This window comes from Streptomyces sp. KL116D (assembly GCF_030766975.1).
GTDB classification, from domain to species: Bacteria; Actinomycetota; Actinomycetes; order Streptomycetales; family Streptomycetaceae; genus Streptomyces; species Streptomyces longispororuber_A.
Genome location: NZ_JASERH010000090.1, coordinates 46585 through 66943, shown reverse-complemented (window position 1 = coordinate 66943; position 20359 = coordinate 46585). Strand labels below are relative to the sequence as shown.

Below are 20359 nucleotides of genomic sequence, written 5' to 3'. Positions count from 1 at the left end.
AGAAGTGACCCAGACCCTTATTCGAGCTTCAGTTCGATATATTCGTTATGGTGGGACGCATGCTGCAGGGATCGCTCTTCGACCAGGACGACGAGACGGCGCTCGGCCCGCTCGCCGGGCTGCGCCGCACCGTGCTCGGGGCCGGCGCCTGGATCGACGTGCTGCCGGGGTGGCTGCGCGGCGCCGACGAGCTGTACGGGCACCTCGCCGACGGCGTCCCGTGGAAGGCCGAGCGGCGGCAGATGTACGAGCGGGTCGTCGACGTGCCGCGCCTGCTCAAGTTCTACGGGGCGGGGGAGGAGCTGCCGCACCCCGTGCTCGGCGAGGCCCGCGACGCGCTGTCCGCGCACTACGCCGAGGAGCTGGGGGAGCCGTTCACCACGGCGGGGCTCTGCTTCTACCGGGACGGGCGGGACAGCGTCGCCTGGCACGGCGACCGGATCGGGCGCGGGGCGCGCGAGGACACGATGGTCGCGATCGTGTCGGTGGGGGCGCCGCGCGATCTGGTGCTGCGGCCGGTGGGGGGCGGGGAGACCGTGCGACGGTCCCTCGGGCACGGTGACCTGATCGTGATGGGCGGCTCCTGCCAGCGGACGTGGGAGCACGCGATCCCCAAGTCGACGAAGGCGGCCGGGCCGCGGATCAGCGTGCAGTTCCGGCCACACGGGGTGCGTTGAGCAGGAGTTGACGGCATTTGCTCCGCTATCGCCGTTGGCTGTTCCACGGACCCCCGCAGTCCTTACAATCCGCCCTCATGTCCTGGCAGCACCCCCACGAAGGCGACGACCCGGTGATCCCCGAGGTCGTCTACGACCCGCAACAGGCCATCGGCGCGTACGACGGGTACGCCGATCCGGCCACGGTCCACGGATGGCGGGAATCGGCCACCGAGGCCCCGGCCGCCGTCCCCGACACGGCGCCGCTCCCGGCGATACCCGAAGGATCCGACGGCAGCGCCGTGTTCGTCGACGGTTCCGGCCGCAGACGGCGGCTGATGCGGCGCGGCGGCATCGGCCTCGGCGCGGCCTGCGTCGTCTTCCTCGGCATCGTCGTCGCCGGGCTCTTCGGGTCGAGCCCGTCCGGCGGCCCGCTGCCCTGGGGCGACGGGCACGACGACCAGAAGCGGCAGCGGGCCGAGCACTCGGCGCCGCCGTCGACGAGCGCGGAGCCCGCCACCAGCGACGCCGCGCCGAGCCCGAGCGCGAGCCCGTCAAAGGCGCCGACCAGCGCGTCCGCCGACGAGAAGGACACGAGCCCGACCAGCTCCGCGTCCACGACCACCACCGGCAAGGCGCCCACGACCACGGCGCCCACCACCACCGCACCGTCCCGGGGGAACTCCGCCAACAACCCCGGTCGAGGCAACGGCTCACCGGGGGCGACCAAGGGACCCAAGTGACCCCGAGAACCGCCTCCCCCCACACCCCGGGACGCGCCCGCACCCGCCACGCCCTGCGCCGCGACCCCCGCGCCCACTGGCTGCTGCTCCTGCTCGGCCTCGCGGTCGCCGCCACCGCCCTCGTCCTCAGCGGTTACGGGCGGCACGAGATCGCCGCCACCGAAGGACCGGCGAAGGACTGCGCCCCGGCGGACCGGGCCCTGCGCGACGGCGGCCCCGTGCTCAGCGAGAACCCCGCCACCGGTGCGACCCGCAGCGCCCGGATGCCCGCCGGGACGGTCGCCCTCACCTACGACGGCGGACCCGACCCCGCCTGGACGCCGCGCCTGCTCGACGTCCTGAAGCGGCACCACGCCCACGCCACCTTCTTCCTCACCGGTACCGAGGCCGCCGCCCACCCCGGCCTGGTGCGCCGGATCCGCGACGAGGGTCACCAGCTCGGCACCCACACCTACAGCGACACGAACCTCGCCGCCGTCTCCGGCACCCGCGCGGGCCTCGAACTCTCCCTCGGCCAGAACACCCTGGCCGGCTCGGCGGGCCTCGGCACCCGGCTCCTGCGGCTGCCGCACACCGCGACCACGGGCACGTACTGCGCCGACCAGGCGGCCGCGGCCCGCCGCGCGATGGCCGACGGCTATGTCGTCGTCGCGGCCGACGACGCGGCGCGGCCCCTGAAGCGGGGCGCCGTACGGCAGTTCACCGGCTCCACGGCGGCCGTGCGGGACACCGAGCGGCTGTTCGCGGCACCGCTCGGCGACGTCCGCTTCACGACCGTCGGCGACGGACTCGGCCTCGACGGCGTCACCTACCCCGTCGCCACGACGGCGCAGGTGCGCGGCACGGCCGTGCTGTGGGCGCAGGACGCGTCCCGGTTCTTCGTCGACGCGACGGGGTGGCTGATGGTGGCCGCCGGGACGATCACCGTGGCGCGGCTCGCGCTGCTCTTCACCGTCGCGCGCGTCCACGTCCGCCGCGTCCGGCGGCGCAACCGGCGCGGCCACCGCCCGCCCCGCCTCACCGAACCCGTCTCCGTGATCGTCCCCGCGTACAACGAGGAGGCCGGGATCGAGGCGACCATCCGCTCGCTGCTCGCCTCCACCCATCCGTACGTGCAGATCGTCGTCGTCGACGACGGCTCCGGCGACCGGACGTACGACATCGCCGAGTGGATGCGGGCCCAGGACCCGCGCGTGATGGTGATCCGGCAGGAGAACGCGGGCAAGGCGGCCGCCCTCAACACCGGGCTGAAATGGGCCCAGTTCGAGCTCGTCGTGATGATCGACGGCGACACCGTCTTCGAACCCGACGCCATCGGGAACCTCATCCAGCCGTTCACCGACCCGCGCGTCGGCGCCGTCAGCGGCAACACCAAGGTGGGCAACAGGCAGGGAATCCTGGGCCGTTGGCAGCATCTTGAGTACGTCATCGGATTCAACCTCGACCGCCGCATGTTCGACGTCCTCGAATGCATGCCGACCGTGCCGGGCGCGATCGGCGCGTTCCGCCGCTCCGCGCTCGAAGGCGTCGGTGGCGTCAGCGAGGACACCCTCGCCGAGGACACCGACCTCACCATGGCGCTGTGCAGGGCGGGCTGGCGCGTCGTGTACGAGGAGTCGGCCATCGCCTGGACCGAGGCCCCGGCCACCGTCAGGCAGCTGTGGAAGCAGCGCTACCGCTGGTGCTACGGCACCCTGCAGGCCATGTGGAAACACCGGCGTGCCCTCGTCGAGCGCGGCCGGGCCGGCAAGTTCGGGCGGCGCGGGCTGACCTATCTGCTGCTCTTCCAGACGCTCCTGCCGCTGCTCGCGCCGCTCGTCGACGTGTTCGCGCTGTACGGGCTGCTCTTCCAGGGAGCTGCGCGGGCCGCGCTGGTGTGGCTGGCGTTCACGGCCGTGCAGGTGGTCAGTGCCCTGTACGCGCTGCGCCTCGACAAGGAACGCTTCGAGCCGGTCTGGACGCTGCCGCTGCAGATCGTCGTCTACCGGCAGTTGATGTACCTCGTCGTCGTGCAGTCCGTCGTCACCGCGCTGCTCGGCGACCGACTGCGCTGGCAGCGTATGCAGCGCGCCGGAACGTTCAGCAACCACCCTGTCCGGCAAGGGAGTTGACCACAGTACGGACCGGATCCCACCTCTTGCCCGGTCGCCCCGTGCCGCAAAGAATGCACACGGCAACCATCGGCTACGGGCGTCCCACCCGACGCCGTGAGGGGATCCGCCGATGAAGAAGTCCATCGCGGGTGCCGTGTGCGCGCCCGCCCTCGGCGCGGACAGACCCCACGACGCACCTGTCACCTACGCTCACGGCCGCCAAGTCGGCTGATCGCCGTGAACAACACCGGCAACGAGGACGGCGAGCAGTGCACCTTCAACAACCCCTGCGAGGTCGACCGCAAGGGCTGTGAACTGCCCGAGCCCGCCGCGTAGTTCACCTGGTCCACCTGTTCACCTGGCGGTGCGCCGTACGGACCTGCCCGCGAGGACGTCCGTGCGGCGGCCGTCCTCGATGACGAACCGGCCGTCGATCAGCACGTGCGGAATGCCGACGGGCAGGGTCCGCGGCGCGTCGAACGTCGAACCCGCCGCCACCGTCTGCGGGTCGAAGAGGACCAGGTCGGCGCGGTAGCCCTCGCGGACCAGGCCGCGGTCGGGCAGGCGCAGCCGGGCGGCGGGCCGGGAGGTGAGGTGTGCGACGGTCTCCTCCAGGGACATGACGCCCAGGTCGCGGGCGTAGTGGCCGAGGTAGTGCGGGAACGTGCCGTACGCGCGCGGGTGCGGCTTGAAGCCCTGGAGGATGCCGTCGCTGCCACCGGTGTGCACCGGGTGCTGCATGATCGCCCGGACGTTCTCCTCGTGGCCGACGTGCTGCAGGATCGACGAGCCGAGCCGGTCCGCGATCAGCAGGCGGCGGGCGGTGACCCAGGGGGCCTCGCCGCGCTCGGCGGCGGCCTGCGCGATCGTCTTGCCGACGCAGGAGGCGAGCCCGGGGTCGGCGACGCCGGACACCTCGATCTTGTCCCACTCGATCGGTACGCCGTGGCAGCCGTCCGCGCCGATCTCCTCGACGTGGTGGCGGATCCGCTCGGCGGTCTCGTCGTCCTTGAGCCGGGCGAGCGTGGCGTCCGGGCCGCCCTCGTTGGCCCAGCTCGGCAGCATCGCCACGAGCGTCGTCGCGCCCGGCGTGTACGGGTACGTGTCGAGGCTGATGTCGGCGCCGTCGGCGATGGCCTCGTCGAGGAGGGCGAGCAGGTCGACGCCCTTGCCCTTGTTCACGCCGAAGTTCATCGTCGCGTGCGCGAGGTGCAGGGCGCACTCCGCGGTCCGGGTCAGTTCCACCATCTCCCGGTACGCGTCGAGCGCACCGGCCCCGTAACTGCGGTGGTGGGGGCAGTAGTAGCCGCCGTACTCGGCCACGACCCGGCACAGCTCGGTGAGTTCGGCGTCCTTGGCGTACATGCCCGGGGTGTACGTCAGCCCCGACGACATGCCGACCGCGCCCTGCGCCATGCCCTCGGCGACCAGGCGCTTCATGTGGTCCAGCTCGGCGGGCGTCGCGTCGCGGTCGTCCCAGCCGACCGCGTACATCCGGACCGTGCCCTGGGGGATGAGGTAGGCGGCGTTGACCGCGATGCCGCGGTCGAGGCGGTCCAGGTACTCGCCCACCGTGCGCCAGTCGAATTCGACGGAGGTGTCCTCGGGGCCTCCGCCGTTCCAGCCGGTGATCACCTGGCGGACCTGGGCCAGGGTGCGGTCGTCGACCGGGGCGTAGGAGAGGCCGTCCTGGCCGAGGACTTCGAGGGTGACGCCCTGGGCGGCCTTCGCGCTGTGGTCCGGGTCGCGGAGCAGGGCGAGGTCGGAGTGGGCGTGCATGTCGATGAAACCGGGGGCGAGGGCTAGGCCGGTGCCGTCCAGGGTGCGGGCCCCCGTGGGGCGGGGGCCCGCACCCTCCCGGCGGATCTCGGCGATGCGGCCGTACGCGATCGCCACGTCGGCCTGGAACGAGGCGCCGCCGGTGCCGTCGATCACGCGGGTGTTCTTGATGACCAGGTCCATGGGGGCCTCTCCTGTTCGGGGGTGGTTCTGGGGGTGGGCGGGTGCGGGTCCGGTGGGGGCTGATCGCGCAGTTCCCCGCGCCCCTGAAAGGCGCACTCCGTGCGCCTCCAGGAGGCCGCAGGCCTCCAGGGGCGCGGGGAACTGCGCGACCAGCCCCCACCGGGGGCGCGCCTAGAAGAACGTCCGGACGTAGTCCACGACCGTGCCGTCCGCCTCGACCACCGGGATCAGCTGCCACTTGTCGAACGAGGTGCAGGGGTGCGACAGCCCCATGCCGAGCCAGTCGCCCACCTCGACCCCGGCACCCGCTTCCAGGCGGAGCCACCCGTGCTGGTCGGAGAGCCCCGTCACGGTCACGCCGGAGGCGTCCCGTACCTCGCCGGAGCGCAGCTCACGCACGACCTGGGCCTCCGGCAGGTCCAGGTCGTACGCGGCGTCCCGCTTGCCCGCGTTCGTGAACGCCTGCTCGGCCGTCGGACGCGACACCACCTGCGCCCACAGCCGGAAGGCGGGGTGCAGCGCGCCCTCCTCCGGGACCCGGTTGAACGGCGTGAGGTGCCGGTAGTGGCCGTCGTCGTGCGAGACGTACGCGCCGGAGCGCAGCAACTTCAGGACGGGGACGCTCAGTTCGGGGATCTCCGCGAAGACGTCCGCCACCGCGTCGAACCACGCGGAGCCGCCCGCGCTCACCACGATCTCGTCGAGGCCCGCGAACCGGCCCGCCTTGTCGAAGTCCGCCGCGAGCGCGACCAGACGGCGCAGCCAGGCGCGGACCCGCTCGCCGTCGGCCTGCGGCACCTCGCCCTCGTACCCGGCCACTCCGGCGAGCCGCAGCGCCGTCGCCGACGCCACCGCGTCCGCGACCGCCGCGCACTCGGCCTCCGTGCGGACACCGGTGCGCGCACCCTCGCCCGCGCCGAGCTCCACGACCACGTCGACGGGGCGGGTCGCGCCGGCCGCCGTCAGCGCGGCCTCCATCAGCTCCACGCCGCGCACGGAGTCGACGTAGCAGACGAAGCGGAAGGAGGGGTCGCCGGCGAGCTCGGCGGCCAGCCACCGCAGGGCCGCCGCGTCGACGAGTTCGTTCGCCAGGAAGATCCGCTCGATCCCGAACTCCCGCGCCACGCGCACCTGGTGGGGGACGGCGAGGGTGATGCCCCAGGCGCCGTGCTCGATCTGGCGCTGGAAGAGCTGCGGCGCCATCGACGTCTTGCCGTGCGGTGCGAACGCGAGGCCGTGCCGGGTGGCGTACGTCTCCATCAGGGCGAGGTTGTGCTCCAGGCGCTCCGCGGAGAGGGCGAGGACCGGGGTGGTGAAGCCGTCCGTGAAGAGGTTCAGGCGGTCGGCGGCCAGCTCGGCGACCGTCCGGCCGTCGGCCTCGGGCGGCAGGCCCTTGAAGCGGAAGTCGACCCGCTCCCGGGCCAGGTCCTGCAGACGGGCCTTCCCGCGCTCGGCTGCGTCGTCGTCGTTGACGGCGTTCTTGGCGGTCACGGTGCCTCCTCCGGGCGGGCCGGTTGCAATATGTGCAACGGCCATTGCGTATGTCGCTTACTGCTGTCTAACATCCGAGCCAACGCCGGGTCAACGGAGCCGTTGGCCCACCGAGGGCGTCAGTCGTGAGGAGCATCCGTCACCGTGACCGTCACCGGACCCGCAGCACCGCACAGCGCACCTGACGTCGTCGCGCTCGGCGAGTCCATGGTCACGTTCCTGCCCACCGTGGCGGGGCGCCTCGCCGACGTCCCCTCCTTCGACCGCGGCATCGGCGGCGCCGAGTCCAACGTGGCGTGCGTGCTCGCCGCCGCCGGACACCGGGCCCGCTGGGTCAGCCGGGTCGGCGCCGACGGCTTCGGCGACCACCTGGTGGAGGCGATCGGCGCGTACGGCGTCGACGTGTCCGGCGTGCGCCGCGACCCCGCCCGCCCCACCGGTATCTACTTCCGCACCGCGGGCGACCGGGCCGAGGCCGACCACGAGGTCGCCTACTACCGCGCCGGGTCCGCCGCCTCCGCCATGTCCGCCGCGAACACGGACCTCGACGCCCTGCGCTCCGGCCGCGTCCTGCACCTGTCCGGCATCACCGCCGCACTGTCCGACGACTGCCTGGACCTGCTCCGTACGCTCATGGGGACCGCCCCGACCGTCTCCTTCGACGTCAACCACCGGCCCGGCCTGTGGCGCACCCCGGACGACGCGCGCGTCCTGCTCGACCTGGCCCGCCGCGCCGATCTCGTCTTCGTCGGCGAGGACGAGGCCGAGGAGGCGTTCGGCATCACCGGCGGCCCCGACGCGATCCGCGCCGCGCTGCCCGAGCCCGCCCTCCTCGTAGTGAAGCAGGGCGCGGCCGGAGCCGTCGCGTACGACCGCGCGGGGCGCCACTTCGAACCCGCGCCGCGCGTCGACGTCGTCGCCGCCGTCGGGGCCGGGGACGCCTTCGCCGCCGGGTTCCTCTCCGCCACCCTGCGCGAACTGCCCGTCGCGGAGCGCCTGCGCACCGGCCACCTGTGGGCCGCCGCCACCCTCACCGTCCCCGGCGACCTCGCCACCCCTCCGAGCCGCGCCCACGCCGACCGCCTGGCCGCCCTCGCGGCGCCGGAGTGGGGGACACTGCACCTCGGCCCCGGCTGGACGACCGCAGCCGTTCATGAGGCCGCCGAGGAGGTACGTACGCCATGAGCCAGACCGTCGACCGCGCGCTCAGCATCCTGCCGCTGCTCGCCGAGGGACCCGCCGACCTGGGGCAGGTCGCCGACCGGCTCGGCGTCCACAAGTCCACGGCCCTGCGCCTGCTGCGCACCCTGCACGAGCACGGCCTGGTCTACCGCCAGTCCGACCAGCGCTACCGCCTCGGCGCCCGCCTCTTCGCGCTCGCCCAGGAAGCCGTCGAGAACCTCGACGTGCGCGAGATCGCCCACGCCCACCTCGTCGAGCTCAACGAGAAGGTCGGCCACACCGTTCACCTCGCCGTCTACGAGGAGAACGAGGTCCTCTACATCGACAAGGTCGAGAGCCGCTACCCGGTGCGGATGTACTCGCGCATCGGCAAGCCCGTCGCCATCACGGTCGCCGCCGTGGCGAAGCTGCTCCTCGCCGACCTGTCCGAGGCCGAGCGCCGCGCCATCGCGGAGAAGCTCGACTACCCCATGTACACGGCCCGTTCGACCCCCAACGCCCCCGCTTTCCTGCGGGAGCTGGAGAAGGTCCGCGAACAGGGCTGGGCCACCGACCTCGGTGGTCACGAGGAGTCCATCAACTGCGTCGGCGCCCCCATCAGGGGCGCGGACGGCCGCGTCGTCGCCGCCATGTCGGTCTCCGCGCCGAACGTCGTCGTCACCGCCGAGGAACTCCTCACCCTGCTCCCGCTGGTGCGCCGCACCGCGGACGCCATCAGCCGGGACTACTCCGGTACCGGTTCCACCGCCAACTCCCCCACGAAGGAAGCACGTTCACGATGACCGAGAAGATCGCCCTAACCCCCGCCACGCACACCACCCCGCCCGCGAAGTTCTCGCACGGCGTCAAGAAGGGCAACATCCTTCAGGTCGCAGGCCAGGTCGGCTTCCTCCCGGCCGTCGAGGGTCAGGCCCCCACCCCGGCCGGCCCCACCCTGCGCGAGCAGACCCTCCAGACCTTCGCCAACGTCAAGGCGATCCTCGAAGAGGGCGGCGCCACCTGGGACGACGTCATGATGATGCGCGTCTACCTCACGGACGTCGACCACTTCGCCGAGATGAACGCCATCTACAACGAGTACTTCGAGGAGCAGGGCCTCAAGGCCCCGGCCTCCGCCCGCACGACCGTCTACGTCGGTCTGCCCAAGGGCCTGCTCATCGAGATCGACGCGCTCGCCGTCCTGAGCTGAGCCGCTCCCGCTCGTAGTTCCCGGTAGTCCCACCGCACGTCGTCACGGTGCGGCGCAGCCCCGCAGCGCCGCACCGCGATCCCCCCTGCCCGAAAGCCCCATGCTCTTACGAGGTCAACGATGTCCCCGTTCTCCCCGCTCGCGGCCGCCGCCCCTGAGACCCCACCCCACACCGGCGGAATCCTCACGATCATCGACGGCACCGCCGGTCTGCTGACCGTCGCGTTCCTCGGCATCGTGCTGCTGCTCTTCCTGATCATCAAGGCGCGCATCCAGCCCTTCGTGGCCCTGCTCGCGGTCTCCATAGCCGTCGGCCTCGGCGCCGGCCTCTCGGTCACCGAACTCTTCGGCACCGTCCAGAAGTCCGACGCGGTCTCCACGATCGAGTCCGGCATGGGCGGCACCCTCGGACACGTCGCGATCATCATCGGCCTCGGCACGATGCTCGGCGCGGTCCTCGAAGTCTCCGGCGGCGCCGAGGTCCTGGCGTCCCGCCTCCTGAACCTCTTCGGCGAGAAGCGAGCCCCGCTCGCCATGGGCCTGACGGGCCTGATCTTCGGCATCCCCGTCTTCTTCGACGTCGGCATCTTCGTCCTCGCGCCGATCGTCTACGCGGCCGCCAAGCGCGGCGGCAAGTCGATCATCCTCTACTGCATGCCGCTCCTCGCCGGCCTGTCGATGACGCACGCGTTCCTGCCCCCGCACCCCGGCCCGGTGGCCGCCGCCGGTCTGCTGAAGGTCGACCTCGGCTGGGTCATCCTCATGGGCATCGTCTGCGGCATCCCGGCCGTGCTCGCCGCCTGGGGCTGGGCCGCCTGGATCGGCAAGCGGATCTTCGTCCCCGTACCGCAGGACATGGTCGAGGCCGCCGACGAGGCCAAGGCCGCCCTGGAGGCCGAGCAGCGCGCCGCGGGCGTCACGCCGACCGAGAAGCCGGTCCCGCTGGGCATCGTCTTCACCATCATCGGCACCCCGCTGGTCCTGATCCTCCTCGCGACCTTCTCCTCCATCGCCTTCGACCCGTCGACGGGCCGCTCGGTCATCGAGTTCTTCGGCCACCCCTTCGTGGCGCTGACGATCGCCCTGCTGATGGCGTACTACCTGCTGGGCATCCGGCGCGGCTGGTCCCGCAAGTCCCTGGAGACGGTCTCGACCGCGTCCCTCAAGCCGGTCGGCAACATCCTGCTGGTGGTCGGCGCGGGCGGCGTCTTCGGCGCCGTCCTCAAGGCCAGCGGCATCGCCCAGGCGCTCTCGGACACGTTCAACGACGTCGGCCTGCCGGTCATCGTCCTGGCCTACCTGATCTCGCTCGTCCTGCGCGTCGCCCAGGGCTCGGCGACCGTCGCCATCGTGACCACGGCAGGCATCGTGGCCCCGCTGCTCTCCGAGGGCGACCACTCGCAGGCCTTCGTCGCCCTCGTCATCATGGCGATCTCGGCGGGCTCCATCTTCGCCTCGCACGTCAACGACGGCGGCTTCTGGATGGTCTCGAAGTACTTCGGCATCTCCGAGCGGGACACCCTGCGCACCTGGACCGTCCTGGAGTCGGTCCTGTCGGTGGCCGGGTTCGCGGTCGCGGCCGTCGTGAGTCTGTTCGTCTAGACCCGGACTCCGGGGCGGCCGACCAGCAACCGCCCCGGAACCGACCGGAGTTCGACCGCCCTGATGCGCTCCAATGGTGAGCACGGAACGGGCTTGTGGGGCTCGCGGCGCCGGTGCGATCCTGATCGACATGGCGCCGCGACCCGACCTGCCCGAGCACGGAGCGGTCCTCGCGGAGGTACGGAAGGTGCGACGAGCCGGAGTCGTCCGACTGCGCGAACTCGACGTGCCGGTACTGACCGGGATCGCCCGTGAACTTCCGCAGGGAGGCGGCGAGTTGCCCGGGGGGCCTGTCGAGAAGGTATTGCGGCTCGCCGTCTCCCGCATCGGCGGTGGCACCCTGCAGACATCGGCGGAGTACTGCCTGGGACTCGCCCGCGGCACCCGTGACTGGCCGCCGGCCGACCGGCGCAGACGGGCCGCCGAGGTGTACGGGGTGAGTGTCGAGCGGTTCCGCAAGCACCACGAGCTGATGGTGCTCGGGCAGGTCGCCGAGCAGGTCGTCGCGATCGCCCCGGGGCCCCACCCCGCGGACCCCGGCGGTGGATCTGAGCCGGCACCGGGCGGCGCCTTGGCCACGCACCGGGCCGTGCGCGTCCGGGTGCAGGACCGCACCGTCCCGGTCACCGTGCACCTGCACTCCGTGGACCTCCTGCGCGACGTGGACGTCGTCGTCTCGTCGACCAACACGTACCTGGCGCTGCCCGCCCCGTACAAGTCCTCGCTCTCCGCGATGCTGCGCCGCGCCGCGGCCCGCCGCGACCCGGCCGGTGAACTCGTCGAGGACCACGTCCAGACCGAGCTGGGGGAGTGGGCCGCGCGCCACGGAGTGGCGGGCCGCGTCGTCCAGCCGGGCACCGTCGCCGCCACCTCCGCCGGAGTCCTCGGCGAGCAGGGCGTGCGCCGCATCTACCACGTCGCCGTCGCCGTGCCCCGCCCCGGAACCAACGACTACGACGTCCAGCCCGCCGACGTCACCCGCGGTGTGACCCGCGTCTTCGCCCTGCTGGCCGAGGAGTCGGCACGGCACGATCCGCCGCTGCGCTCCCTGTGTCTGCCGCTGCTCGGCGCGGGCCGCGGCGGGCTCGCCGCGGCCGTCAGCCTGCGCGCCGTCTGGGCCGCCGTGGAGGCAGAACTGGCCCGCGGCGCCGACTGGGACGTGCACTTCGTCGTCCGCCGCCCGGAGCGCGCCGACCTCGTCGAGCGGCTCCTGGGCGGCGCCGTGACCGGGGAGAAGGTGTGATGCCCGACGGCGCCCGCGCGGTCCTCGCCGCCGCCGCCCAGCGCTGGGACCTGATCGCCGGACAGCTGTCACCGGCGGCCAAGGGCCGGCTCGCCGTTCTGCTCACCGGCGTACGGGACGGGGAGCGGGACGCCGCCCGGCAGGCCGCGCTGGTGCTCGCCGACGAGCTGCCCGACGAGTTCGGCGGCCCGCAGGCGGCCCGCTTCGCCCCCGCCCTCGCCGGCCCCGAACTGCACGTGGTCCAGGGTGAGGTGACGATCGGCGGATTCGTCGCCGACGACCTCGCCGCCCTGGTCGTCGACGGCCACCGGATGGTCGGCCCGGTGCTCGGTCCGGTACGCCGCAGGCTGCTCGCCGAGCCCGCGTACGACGCCGGCGAGGTGCGGCAGCGGGACGAGCCCCGGCTGATCCGGCTGCGCGGGCCCGGCGGGCGGACGCGCCTGCCCCGGTTCCAGTTCACCGCCGACGCCGTGCCGCTCCCGGTCGTCCTGGACGCCAACACGGTGCTCGGCGCCGACCGCGACCCCTGGGGTGCCGCCGACTGGTGGCTGTCCGCCAACGCCTGGCTGTCCGGCGGCGCCCGCCCCGCCGACCTCATCGGCACGGCGGACGCCCGACTCCTCGACGCGGTCCGGCTCCTGACGGAGGACGACTACTAACCATGCCCAACTACCGACCACCGGACGGCCGCACCGCCGAACCCGGCAAAGCGGTCCTCGCCCGCGGCACGCTCCTGCACCGCGTTCACGGCAGCCACCGCGGCGCCGACGCGTTCAACCCGCGTCCCGCGCACTGCCTCTACGGCGGCGGCCGGTTCGACGCCACCTCCTGCGATCCCTACGGCTATCTGTACGTAGGGCTCACCGCGGCCGCCGCCGTCTGCGAGACGCTGCTGCGCGCCCTGCCGTTCGACCCGGCGGGCGGCCCCCGGCTGCTACCGCGCAGATCCGTCGAGGGGCGCCGGCTGAGCACCGTACGGCTCACCGCCGACCTCACCCTCGTACCCCTGGTCTCCGCCCGGGAGCTGGCGGGCGTGCGGCAGGACAGCTGGCTCGTGCACACCGAGTCCCACGACTACCCGTACACCCGCGACTGGGGCCACTGGATCCGCCGGAACACCGAGCCCTGGGCGCACGGCCTGCTCTGGTCGTCCAAGCGGGAGCCCGCCGACCGCACCGCCGTCCTGTTCGGCGACCGCTGCCCGCAGGGCGCGCTGCGCGTCGAGGAGGAGGCCGCCGTCGACTTCGACACCGCCGACGGCCGGGAGTGGCTCGACGCGCTGCTCCAGCCGTACTTCGTCCAGCTCGCGCCGTGAGCGTGCCGAGAGGTCAGCCGTGCAAGAAGTGAACGTCGCCGATTCGGACGAGCTGGAACTGCGCGCGCTGCGCCGCCGCCGCGACGGACTCCTCGACGCGCTCGCCGGACTGCCCGCGGACGCGCCCGAGGCCGTGGAACTCTGCTGCCGAGTAGGCGAGTTGAGTCACCGCATGCTCCTCCTGCGCCCCGACCCCGACGACCTGTCCCTCGCCGAGGAGGCGTTCGAGCTGGCGTTCCGGGCGGCGGGGGAGGGACGCGAGTGGGGGGTTCTGCGGGTGCGGTACGGGCATGTCCTCATGCACCGCCACGACACGGAGCCCACCGGTGAACTCCTGGCGCGGGCGACGGAGTTGGTCGAGGACGGGATGACGTGCCTGGAAGGCGGCGGCAAGGAGCCCCAGGACGACGAGGTGCACCGGATCGGCCGCTACCTCCTCGCGTACTGCGCCAAGCGCCGCTGCGTCGCGCGGCTGGAGACCGAGCCGTTCACCCTCGAACGCGCCGCATGGCTCGACGACGCGATCCGGCTGCACGAGCGGGCCCTCGACGTCCTCCCGGAGGGCGACGAGGCCGCCGTCGACCTGCACGAGGCCCTCGGATTCCTGCACCTCGAACGCTGCCGGGTCGCCGACGGTGCCGCCCACACCGAGGCCGCCGTCCGCCACTACCGGACCGTCCTCGACGCCGCCCTGCCGGGCAGCGACCTCCCGGGCGTGCACTACAGCGTCGGCATCGCCCTCCAACTGCACGGCCGGGCCGCCGGCGACCAGGCCGAACTGGAGGAGGCGAGGGAGGAGTTCGGTACGGCGCTGCTCCTGGCGCGGCAGGCCGGGCAGCGGCCCGCGTGGGCGTGGGAGGCCGAGATCCGGGCCGTGTTCGTCCGCGTACTGATCTGGTCCACCTGGAAGGACCAGGCCCATGCGGCCGCGGGCGAGGTCGAGCTGAACGACCTGCTGGCCAGGCCGGGCGCCGTCGACCGGCTCTCCGCGCACTATCTCGACGGATTCGGCCGGCTCCTCTTCGAGCGCACCAGCCTGCGCGGCGACAAGGCGGGCCAGGACCGCGCGGTCGCCCTGGTCCGGCGGGCCGTGGCCGAGTGGAACCCGGAACAGGACGGCAGGGTGACCGTCACGGCGTTCATGCTGGCCGCGTTCCAGCAGGGCCGCTACGAGGACGACCAGGACCTGGACCGCCTCGGCGACGTGCTCGACGGGGCACGCCTGGTGCTCGCCGACGAGGAGCCGGGCGACGGAGGGATCGGCGACGACATCCGGCAGCTCGCCCGCGTCATGATCTCCTGGGTCGGCATCACCCGCAGGGAACGCGGCGTGGCACCGGGCACGGAACCCGGCGAGGAGCTCGACTTCGACCAGTCCCGGGAGGCGTACCTCGCCATGCTCGGCGACTTCGAGCAGGGCCAGACCTTCCTGGACTTCTCGCCCGAGGACGACGAGTACCCGGGCCTGATGAAGGGGATCATGGGCCCCAGTCGGCTGCCGTCCGGCTTCGACACGGTGTACCGCCGCTGGCACGACAGCGCCGACGACCCCGGCGCCACCGTCGGCGGCCGCGCCGAGATGGCGCTCTTCATCCTCAACCAGATCCCCCTGTTCGACGCGCACGGCAACCACGTCACCGCCGAGCAGAAGGCCGCCCTCGTCGCCTGCGTGCAGGCCCACCGGCCGGACGACCCGGAGTGGCGGCGCAAGGCGCACGGGGTGCTCGCCCAGCTGGGGCTGTGGGAGGAGATGTCCGGCTCGGGACACGGCCTCGACGCGGTGATGGACCACCTCGCCCAGGCCGAGGCCGCGGGCGGCGACCCCGGCGACCGGATCGGCGAGGGCATCGGGCTGACCCGGATGCTCGCGACCCGGCACCGCGGCGAGATCGCCTCCACCGGCGACGACCGGGACGCCGCGGACGCCGACTGGCGGCGGCTGCGCGAGATGTCGACGCTGTCGCCGCACATGCGGCGCGTGTTCGACGCGCAGCAGGCGTCCTTCGAGGCGCACACCGCGGCGCAGCGCGGCGACGTCGCCACCGCCGACGAACGGATCGGCGTGGTCCTCGACACCTACGCGTCGCTCGCCCCCGACGACCCCGTGCGCGCCGAGATGTGGACCCACGTGGAGAACGCCCGCGCGTCCCGCGACGACGCGGCCCGCCGGCAGGGCCTGCCACCCGCACCGCCGCCCCCCGGCCGCCCCACCCTCCCCGAACTCCGCCGGATGGCGGCCCGGTTGCCCCGCGACCACCATGCCTGGGTCCTCGGCGACAACGGCATCGCCCGCTTCGCGCGCGCCGCCGAAGCGCAGGACTTCGCCGCCGTCGGTGATGCGCTCGCGCTGGTCAAGGAGGCGTACGAGATGGTGGACGAGGGCAGCGACAGCAGACTGCGGTACGCGCACGTCCTCGGCTCCGGCCACTGCCTGCTCGCCGAGGCGCAGGCCCTGCCCGCCGCCCGCACCCGCCACCTCACCCGCGGCATCGCCCTCCTGGAAGCCGCGTTCGCGGCCACCGGCGGACCCGAGCACCGCCTCCACGCCGCCTCCGGCCTGGCCCTCGCCCGGGCCTACCGGAACCGCGGCGACCGCGCCGCGAGCCGCCGCACCGGGCTCGACGGCCTGCGCGGGCACGCCTGGGCGGTGCTGCTCCAGTCCGGTACCGACCACGCGGCACAGGCCGCCGTCCAGGCGACGTCGTCCGCGCTCGAAGTGGCGGGCTGGTGCCTGCGCGACAACGAACCGCGCGAGGCGCTCGCCGCGCTCGACGCCTGCCGCGGCCTGGTGCTGCACGCGGCGACGACCTCCCGCACGGTGCCCGAACGGCTCGCGGCGGCGGGCCGCACGGACCTGGCCGACCAGTGGCGGGCCGCCGCCCCGGCCACCGGGGAGGCCGCCGACCCGCTCGCCGCCGCCCGGTCCTCGCTCGCGGTGCCCAGCGCACTGCGCCGGCACGTCCTGACCGCGCTCACCGACGCGGCGGGCGGCACCCAGGACCGGCTCCTCGAACCGCCCGCCCCGGACGAGATCGGCACCGCGCTGCGTGCCCTGCGCAAGGACGCCCTCGTCTACCTCGTCCCCGCGTCGGACGACGTGCCCGGCACCGCCGTGGTCGTCACCTCACGCGGCGACGTGCACGCGGTGCCGCTGCCCCGGCTCGCGGACGACGCGGGACCGCTGACGGACTACGTACGGGCGAACCGGGTGCCGGGGAACCGTGACCTCGGCCCCGTCACCCGGCCGGGCCCGCCGCCCCGCGACCTGCGCGGCGCCCTCGACCGGCTGTGCTCCTGGGCCTGGTACGCGGCGGTGCGGCCGCTCTTCGACGTGTTCGCGGCGCCGGGGCGCGAGGCGAGGCTCGTGTTCGTGCCGATGGGCAGTCTCGGCCTCGTGCCGTGGCATGCCGCGTGGACGGAGGGCGACGACGGGCGACGGCGGTACGCGCTGAACGAGGCGGAGATCTCCTACGCCGCGTCGGCGCGCCTGCTGTGCGACGTGGCGGCCCGACCCGCCGCCGAGCACCGCGGCCGGGCCCTCGTCGTCGGCAATCCGACCGGTGATCTGCGCTACGCGGGCGAGGAGGCCGACGCCGTGCAGCGCGCCTTCTATCCGGCGGGGCGGTTCCTCGGCCGCCGGGCGGGCGGCGCGGTCGACGGACCGGGTACGGCGGGCGAGGTCATGGAGTGGCTGCGCGGCGACGACCTCGACGCCCCTGACGACACCGGTGCCGGTGCGGAGGGAGAGGGCGCCGTGCTGCACCTCGCCTGCCACGCGGCCGTCGCCCGGGAGGCCCGTCGTACCGCTCATCTCGCGCTGCACGGCGGTGAGTTGACTGCGGAGGAGCTGACCGAGGCGATCGGCGGAGGGCGGCGCGGCGGGCTCGGCCTGGTGCTGCTCGCGGCGTGCCGCAGCCATGTCTCGGGGCGTGGCGACAACGAGGCGTACAGCCTGGCCACCGCGTTCCTGGTGGCCGGGGCGCGGTCCGTGGTGGGCTCCCTGTGGCCGGTGCCGGACGACGCGACCTCCGTCCTGATGTACCTCACCCACCACTACCTGCGCGTCGGGGGACTGCCACCGGCCCGGGCGCTGCGCGCCGCCCAGCTGTGGATGCTCGACCCGGATCGGGAACTGCCCGCCGGGTTCCCCGAGCGGCTCGCCGCCGGTGCGGGCGGCATCGAGCCGGACGACCTGAGCGCCTGGGCGGGCTTCACACACCTGGGCCAGTAGCGGGCACCACGGTGCGCAGCGCGAGGGTGCGGGACGTCCACCGCCCCGGCGCGCGCCCCGCGCTCACCCGGCCCGCGTCCCGGCCGATGCCGGCGGGCACGGGCGGCGCGAAGCGCAGCAGCCCCGGATCGCCGGCGCCGGACGGGTCCCGGTCGGTCGTGGCGGGGTTCCAGGCCGGGAGTTCGAAGGGCAGCGTGTTCATCTCGCCCTCCGCGACGATCAGCTTCAGCCAGTCGCGCACCTCCGCGCCCGGCGTCACCGGCCGGTGCCGCGGCAGCGACAGCTCGACCGGGTCGCCGTCGAGGGCGTACCCGGTGTGGCCGGGGGCGATGAAGTGGCCGGGGAACAGCGTCGCGTGGCTCCCGTAGCCCTCGGTGAGGTCGAGCAGCACGCACCACAGGGCCCGGTGCGGCGAGCGGTTGTGCAGCCGGACGGAGACCAGCGGTTCCCTGAAGTCGCCGCCGCGCCCCTGCTCGTACGCGCAGACCAGCTCCCCGTTCCCGTCCGGCAGCAGCCGCTCGCCCGAGGAGGCGCCCCACGGCACGATCTCCACCTGTACGAGGTTGTCGAGCAGCGAGGGCCGCGGCGTCAGGTCCCGCAGCCGGTACCAGCGCGTGAGGTGGCTCAGACAGTCCACGACCCGGTCGGCGTCGGTGGGCCCGGCGAACGGCAGCGGCGCCACGAACGGCGTGCCGTCCCGCCGCAGCACCCGCGCCGACCCACCACGCACGTCGACCCGGAAGTGCAGCTCCGCGGCCTGGGCGCCCGAGCCGACCGCGCGCAGCAGCGGCGCGGGCCCGCCGCCGGGGCCCGCCGTCGCCAGGGATTGCGTCAACAGAGCCTGGGCGCCCGCGAGTTCGTCCTCGGTCGGTGCGGTCACGTCGAACGTCGCCGGGCTCAGGGCCAGGGCCGACAGGGCCACCGGGTACACCGCCGCGGCGCGCGGCGCCCACTCCACCGGCTCCACGAGCGACCGGTCCGCGAGGGCCTCCCGCGTCCGCACGGCCCGCACCGCCGCGGGGTCGGCGGCATCGGCCGCACCCTCGTCGGCCTCCAGAACCGTGAACTCCGTGCCGCGCGCCCCGGTGCCCTCCGGCAGCCCGTGCCCCGTCCCGCAGTCGACCTCCCAGCCCCGCGGCCCGTTCCGCAGCAGGTGCGGGCTGGGATCCTGGGCCAGCTCGCCGCCGAGGAACGGCCGGTCGGCCGGGCCGCCGCGCCGCGTGGGCAGCAGGATCGGCTGCTGCCGTTCCTCGGAGTGCCGCACCCGCGCCTCGGTGGCCGCGAGCAGCTGCCGGTACGTCGCCCCGGGGCCCGCCGCACGCGCCGCCGCCACCAGCGCGTGCGAGAACACGCCGCGCGTGCGGCCACCGAAGACGCCCTCGAAGGACCGCTGGTCGGAGCGGCTCGCCGCGAGCAGCACGTGCCGACTCCCGGCTCCCGCGACCAAGGGCGTCAACTCCCGCGCGGCGCCCGCCAGATCCCAGCCCGGCGCGGGTGCCGCGAACCGGGCCCGCAGCTCGCCCTTGCGGGAGCCGCCGCCGGAGTGGCAGCAGTCGAGCACCGCCACGACCTGCGCGCCGCCCGCCGCCGCCGCGTCGAGGAGAGCGGCGAGCCGCTTGTCGAGCAGCGGTCCGTCGGCGCACACCAGCGCCTGATTGCGGCCCGTCGACTCCGTCAACAGGTCGGCACCGTGGGCGATCTCCTCCGTGCCGTGCCCCGCGAACCAGAACAGGGCCGTGTCCCCGGGGCCCGCCGTGCCCAGTACCTCGCGGATGCCATCGCTGACCGCGGCCACCGTCGCGGCGCCGTCCAGGAGCGTGCGGACGAGTGGCTCGTTCCTGGCCCGTTCCGCAATCAACTCACCTGCGGACTCGATGTCGTTGACGCATCCGCTGAGCGGCGCGGCGATGTCCCGGGGATACGCGTTCACGCCCGCCAGCAGCGCATGGATCTTTCCCATGACGGAGAGTCTGACAGCCGCGGGCGGCGCATGAGGCGGAGGCAGTGGGCGAGAACGGGGCGACTTCCGGGCCGAAGCAGGGCATCCGGGCCGCAGGTGGTCCCGGAGGTCGCACGATGGTGCCTGTATGCGCCATCATTGGCGTATTCATTGACCGTCGGGGGACACATGGGTCACTTGGAACGGCCTCGGCGCATCGTCCAGACGGGATCCGCGCCGGATCTCGCTCCGGGCCGTACGCCAGGTCAACAGCCGGGTCGGCATTCGGGACAGTCGCGGAGAGGCGCGCCCCAAGTCGCCGACAGTTCAGGCGTGTCGGGTCGCGCCCAGTGGGAGCCGCGCTCGTCCGCGCTGCGCGAAGCGGTGAGCCGGATCGACGCGGGCGTCGACGAGACCGCTCGCGCCCAACTCGCCGACTGGGTCCACGAGCAGTACACGCTCGCGCACGGCGCGGTCCCGCTCGGGTTCTTCGCGCTCTGCCACCTCGGGCCGCCCTACGTGGACCACCAGTTGAACCTCTTCGAGGTCATCGTGCGGCACTTCGCGCCGGCCGATCCGGTGCCCGAACCGTTTGCGGAAGCCCGCATGCTCGTGCGCTCCGGCGGCTACGCCTTCGTGGAGGTCTACTCCGGAGGCCTGCTGCTGCCCGTACTGGACGACGGCACCGTCGTCCGTCCCTGAGAACCCTCCGC

15 protein-coding genes and 1 pseudogene are annotated in these 20359 nt (G+C 73.7%); 13 read left to right on the top strand and 3 right to left on the bottom strand.

The genetic code is table 11. The features are described from left to right. Positions 1–47 precede the first annotated feature (47 nt). The 4 genes and pseudogenes from RBJ77_RS36350 to RBJ77_RS36335 all read left to right on the top strand — a co-directional run. Positions 48–677, top strand: coding sequence for an alpha-ketoglutarate-dependent dioxygenase AlkB (locus tag RBJ77_RS36350; RefSeq protein WP_372348859.1), 630 nt, complete (start codon positions 48–50; stop codon positions 675–677). A gap of 77 nt (positions 678–754) precedes the next feature. Next, a complete protein-coding gene (locus tag RBJ77_RS36345; RefSeq protein ID WP_372348858.1) occupies positions 755–1399 on the top strand; it encodes a hypothetical protein in 645 nt (214 codons plus the stop codon). Further along, positions 1396–3510: a bifunctional polysaccharide deacetylase/glycosyltransferase family 2 protein gene (locus RBJ77_RS36340; RefSeq protein ID WP_372348857.1), complete on the top strand. Its 2115-nt coding sequence runs from the start codon at positions 1396–1398 to the stop codon at positions 3508–3510. Before RBJ77_RS36345 ends, RBJ77_RS36340 begins: the two co-directional genes overlap by 4 nt. A gap of 207 nt (positions 3511–3717) precedes the next feature. Further along, positions 3718–3801: pseudogene (locus tag RBJ77_RS36335) on the top strand (serine protease); the annotation flags it as partial. Between the two features lie 45 nt (positions 3802–3846). Here RBJ77_RS36335 and RBJ77_RS36330 read toward each other — a convergent pair. Both RBJ77_RS36330 and RBJ77_RS36325 read right to left on the bottom strand, forming a co-directional pair. Next, positions 3847–5454 (bottom strand): amidohydrolase family protein, encoded by a 1608-nt coding sequence (locus tag RBJ77_RS36330; RefSeq protein WP_372348856.1) that lies wholly within the window; start codon positions 5452–5454, stop codon positions 3847–3849. Positions 5455–5625: 171 nt separating this feature from the next. Beyond that, positions 5626–6945, bottom strand: a complete 1320-nt coding sequence (locus RBJ77_RS36325; RefSeq protein ID WP_372348855.1) for an amino acid deaminase — start codon at positions 6943–6945, stop codon at positions 5626–5628. A gap of 144 nt (positions 6946–7089) precedes the next feature. Between RBJ77_RS36325 and RBJ77_RS36320 the strand changes: the two genes are divergently transcribed. The 8 genes from RBJ77_RS36320 (at position 7090) to RBJ77_RS36285 (ending at position 17707) form a co-directional block, all read left to right on the top strand. Next, positions 7090–8130, top strand: coding sequence for a sugar kinase (locus RBJ77_RS36320; RefSeq protein ID WP_372348854.1), 1041 nt, complete (start codon positions 7090–7092; stop codon positions 8128–8130). Next, entirely contained in the window at positions 8127–8909 is a 783-nt protein-coding gene (locus RBJ77_RS36315; RefSeq protein ID WP_372348853.1) for an IclR family transcriptional regulator, read from the top strand. The genes RBJ77_RS36320 and RBJ77_RS36315 overlap by 4 nt, the downstream gene beginning before the upstream one ends. After that, positions 8906–9316 carry a RidA family protein gene (locus tag RBJ77_RS36310; RefSeq protein ID WP_372348852.1) on the top strand — a complete coding sequence of 137 codons (411 nt, stop codon included), beginning with the start codon at positions 8906–8908 and terminating at the stop codon, positions 9314–9316. The genes RBJ77_RS36315 and RBJ77_RS36310 overlap by 4 nt, the downstream gene beginning before the upstream one ends. 120 nt (positions 9317–9436) lie before the next feature. Further along, on the top strand, positions 9437–10918 hold the full coding sequence (locus tag RBJ77_RS36305; protein ID WP_372348851.1) for a GntP family permease: 1482 nt from the start codon (positions 9437–9439) through the stop codon (positions 10916–10918). A 130-nt stretch (positions 10919–11048) separates the two neighbouring features. Then, positions 11049–12161: a hypothetical protein gene (locus tag RBJ77_RS36300; RefSeq protein ID WP_372348850.1), complete on the top strand. Its 1113-nt coding sequence runs from the start codon at positions 11049–11051 to the stop codon at positions 12159–12161. Continuing rightward, positions 12161–12820, top strand: a complete 660-nt coding sequence (locus RBJ77_RS36295; RefSeq protein WP_372348849.1) for a hypothetical protein — start codon at positions 12161–12163, stop codon at positions 12818–12820. The genes RBJ77_RS36300 and RBJ77_RS36295 overlap by 1 nt, the downstream gene beginning before the upstream one ends. 2 nt (positions 12821–12822) lie before the next feature. Continuing rightward, positions 12823–13476: an RES family NAD+ phosphorylase gene (locus RBJ77_RS36290; RefSeq protein ID WP_372348848.1), complete on the top strand. Its 654-nt coding sequence runs from the start codon at positions 12823–12825 to the stop codon at positions 13474–13476. Between the two features lie 19 nt (positions 13477–13495). Next, a complete protein-coding gene (locus RBJ77_RS36285) occupies positions 13496–17707 on the top strand; it encodes a CHAT domain-containing protein (RefSeq protein WP_372348847.1) in 4212 nt (1403 codons plus the stop codon). Here RBJ77_RS36285 and RBJ77_RS36280 read toward each other — a convergent pair. Then, entirely contained in the window at positions 17688–19667 is a 1980-nt protein-coding gene (locus RBJ77_RS36280) for a caspase family protein (protein ID WP_372348846.1), read from the bottom strand. The two genes, RBJ77_RS36285 and RBJ77_RS36280, sit on opposite strands and share 20 nt — an antisense overlap. A gap of 312 nt (positions 19668–19979) precedes the next feature. Between RBJ77_RS36280 and RBJ77_RS36275 the strand changes: the two genes are divergently transcribed. Beyond that, positions 19980–20348 carry a hypothetical protein gene (locus tag RBJ77_RS36275; RefSeq protein ID WP_372348845.1) on the top strand — a complete coding sequence of 123 codons (369 nt, stop codon included), beginning with the start codon at positions 19980–19982 and terminating at the stop codon, positions 20346–20348. Positions 20349–20359 lie beyond the last annotated feature (11 nt).

Coding starts and splice junctions, on each gene's coding strand:
- RBJ77_RS36350 (WP_372348859.1), top strand. CDS start 48: ATGGTGGGACGCATGCTGCAGGGATCGCTCTTCGACCAGGACGACGAG.
- RBJ77_RS36345 (WP_372348858.1), top strand. CDS start 755: ATGTCCTGGCAGCACCCCCACGAAGGCGACGACCCGGTGATCCCCGAG.
- RBJ77_RS36330 (WP_372348856.1), bottom strand. CDS start 5,454: ATGGACCTGGTCATCAAGAACACCCGCGTGATCGACGGCACCGGCGGC.
- RBJ77_RS36315 (WP_372348853.1), top strand. CDS start 8,127: ATGAGCCAGACCGTCGACCGCGCGCTCAGCATCCTGCCGCTGCTCGCC.
- RBJ77_RS36310 (WP_372348852.1), top strand. CDS start 8,906: ATGACCGAGAAGATCGCCCTAACCCCCGCCACGCACACCACCCCGCCC.
- RBJ77_RS36305 (WP_372348851.1), top strand. CDS start 9,437: ATGTCCCCGTTCTCCCCGCTCGCGGCCGCCGCCCCTGAGACCCCACCC.
- RBJ77_RS36300 (WP_372348850.1), top strand. CDS start 11,049: ATGGCGCCGCGACCCGACCTGCCCGAGCACGGAGCGGTCCTCGCGGAG.
- RBJ77_RS36295 (WP_372348849.1), top strand. CDS start 12,161: ATGCCCGACGGCGCCCGCGCGGTCCTCGCCGCCGCCGCCCAGCGCTGG.
- RBJ77_RS36290 (WP_372348848.1), top strand. CDS start 12,823: ATGCCCAACTACCGACCACCGGACGGCCGCACCGCCGAACCCGGCAAA.
- RBJ77_RS36280 (WP_372348846.1), bottom strand. CDS start 19,667: ATGGGAAAGATCCATGCGCTGCTGGCGGGCGTGAACGCGTATCCCCGG.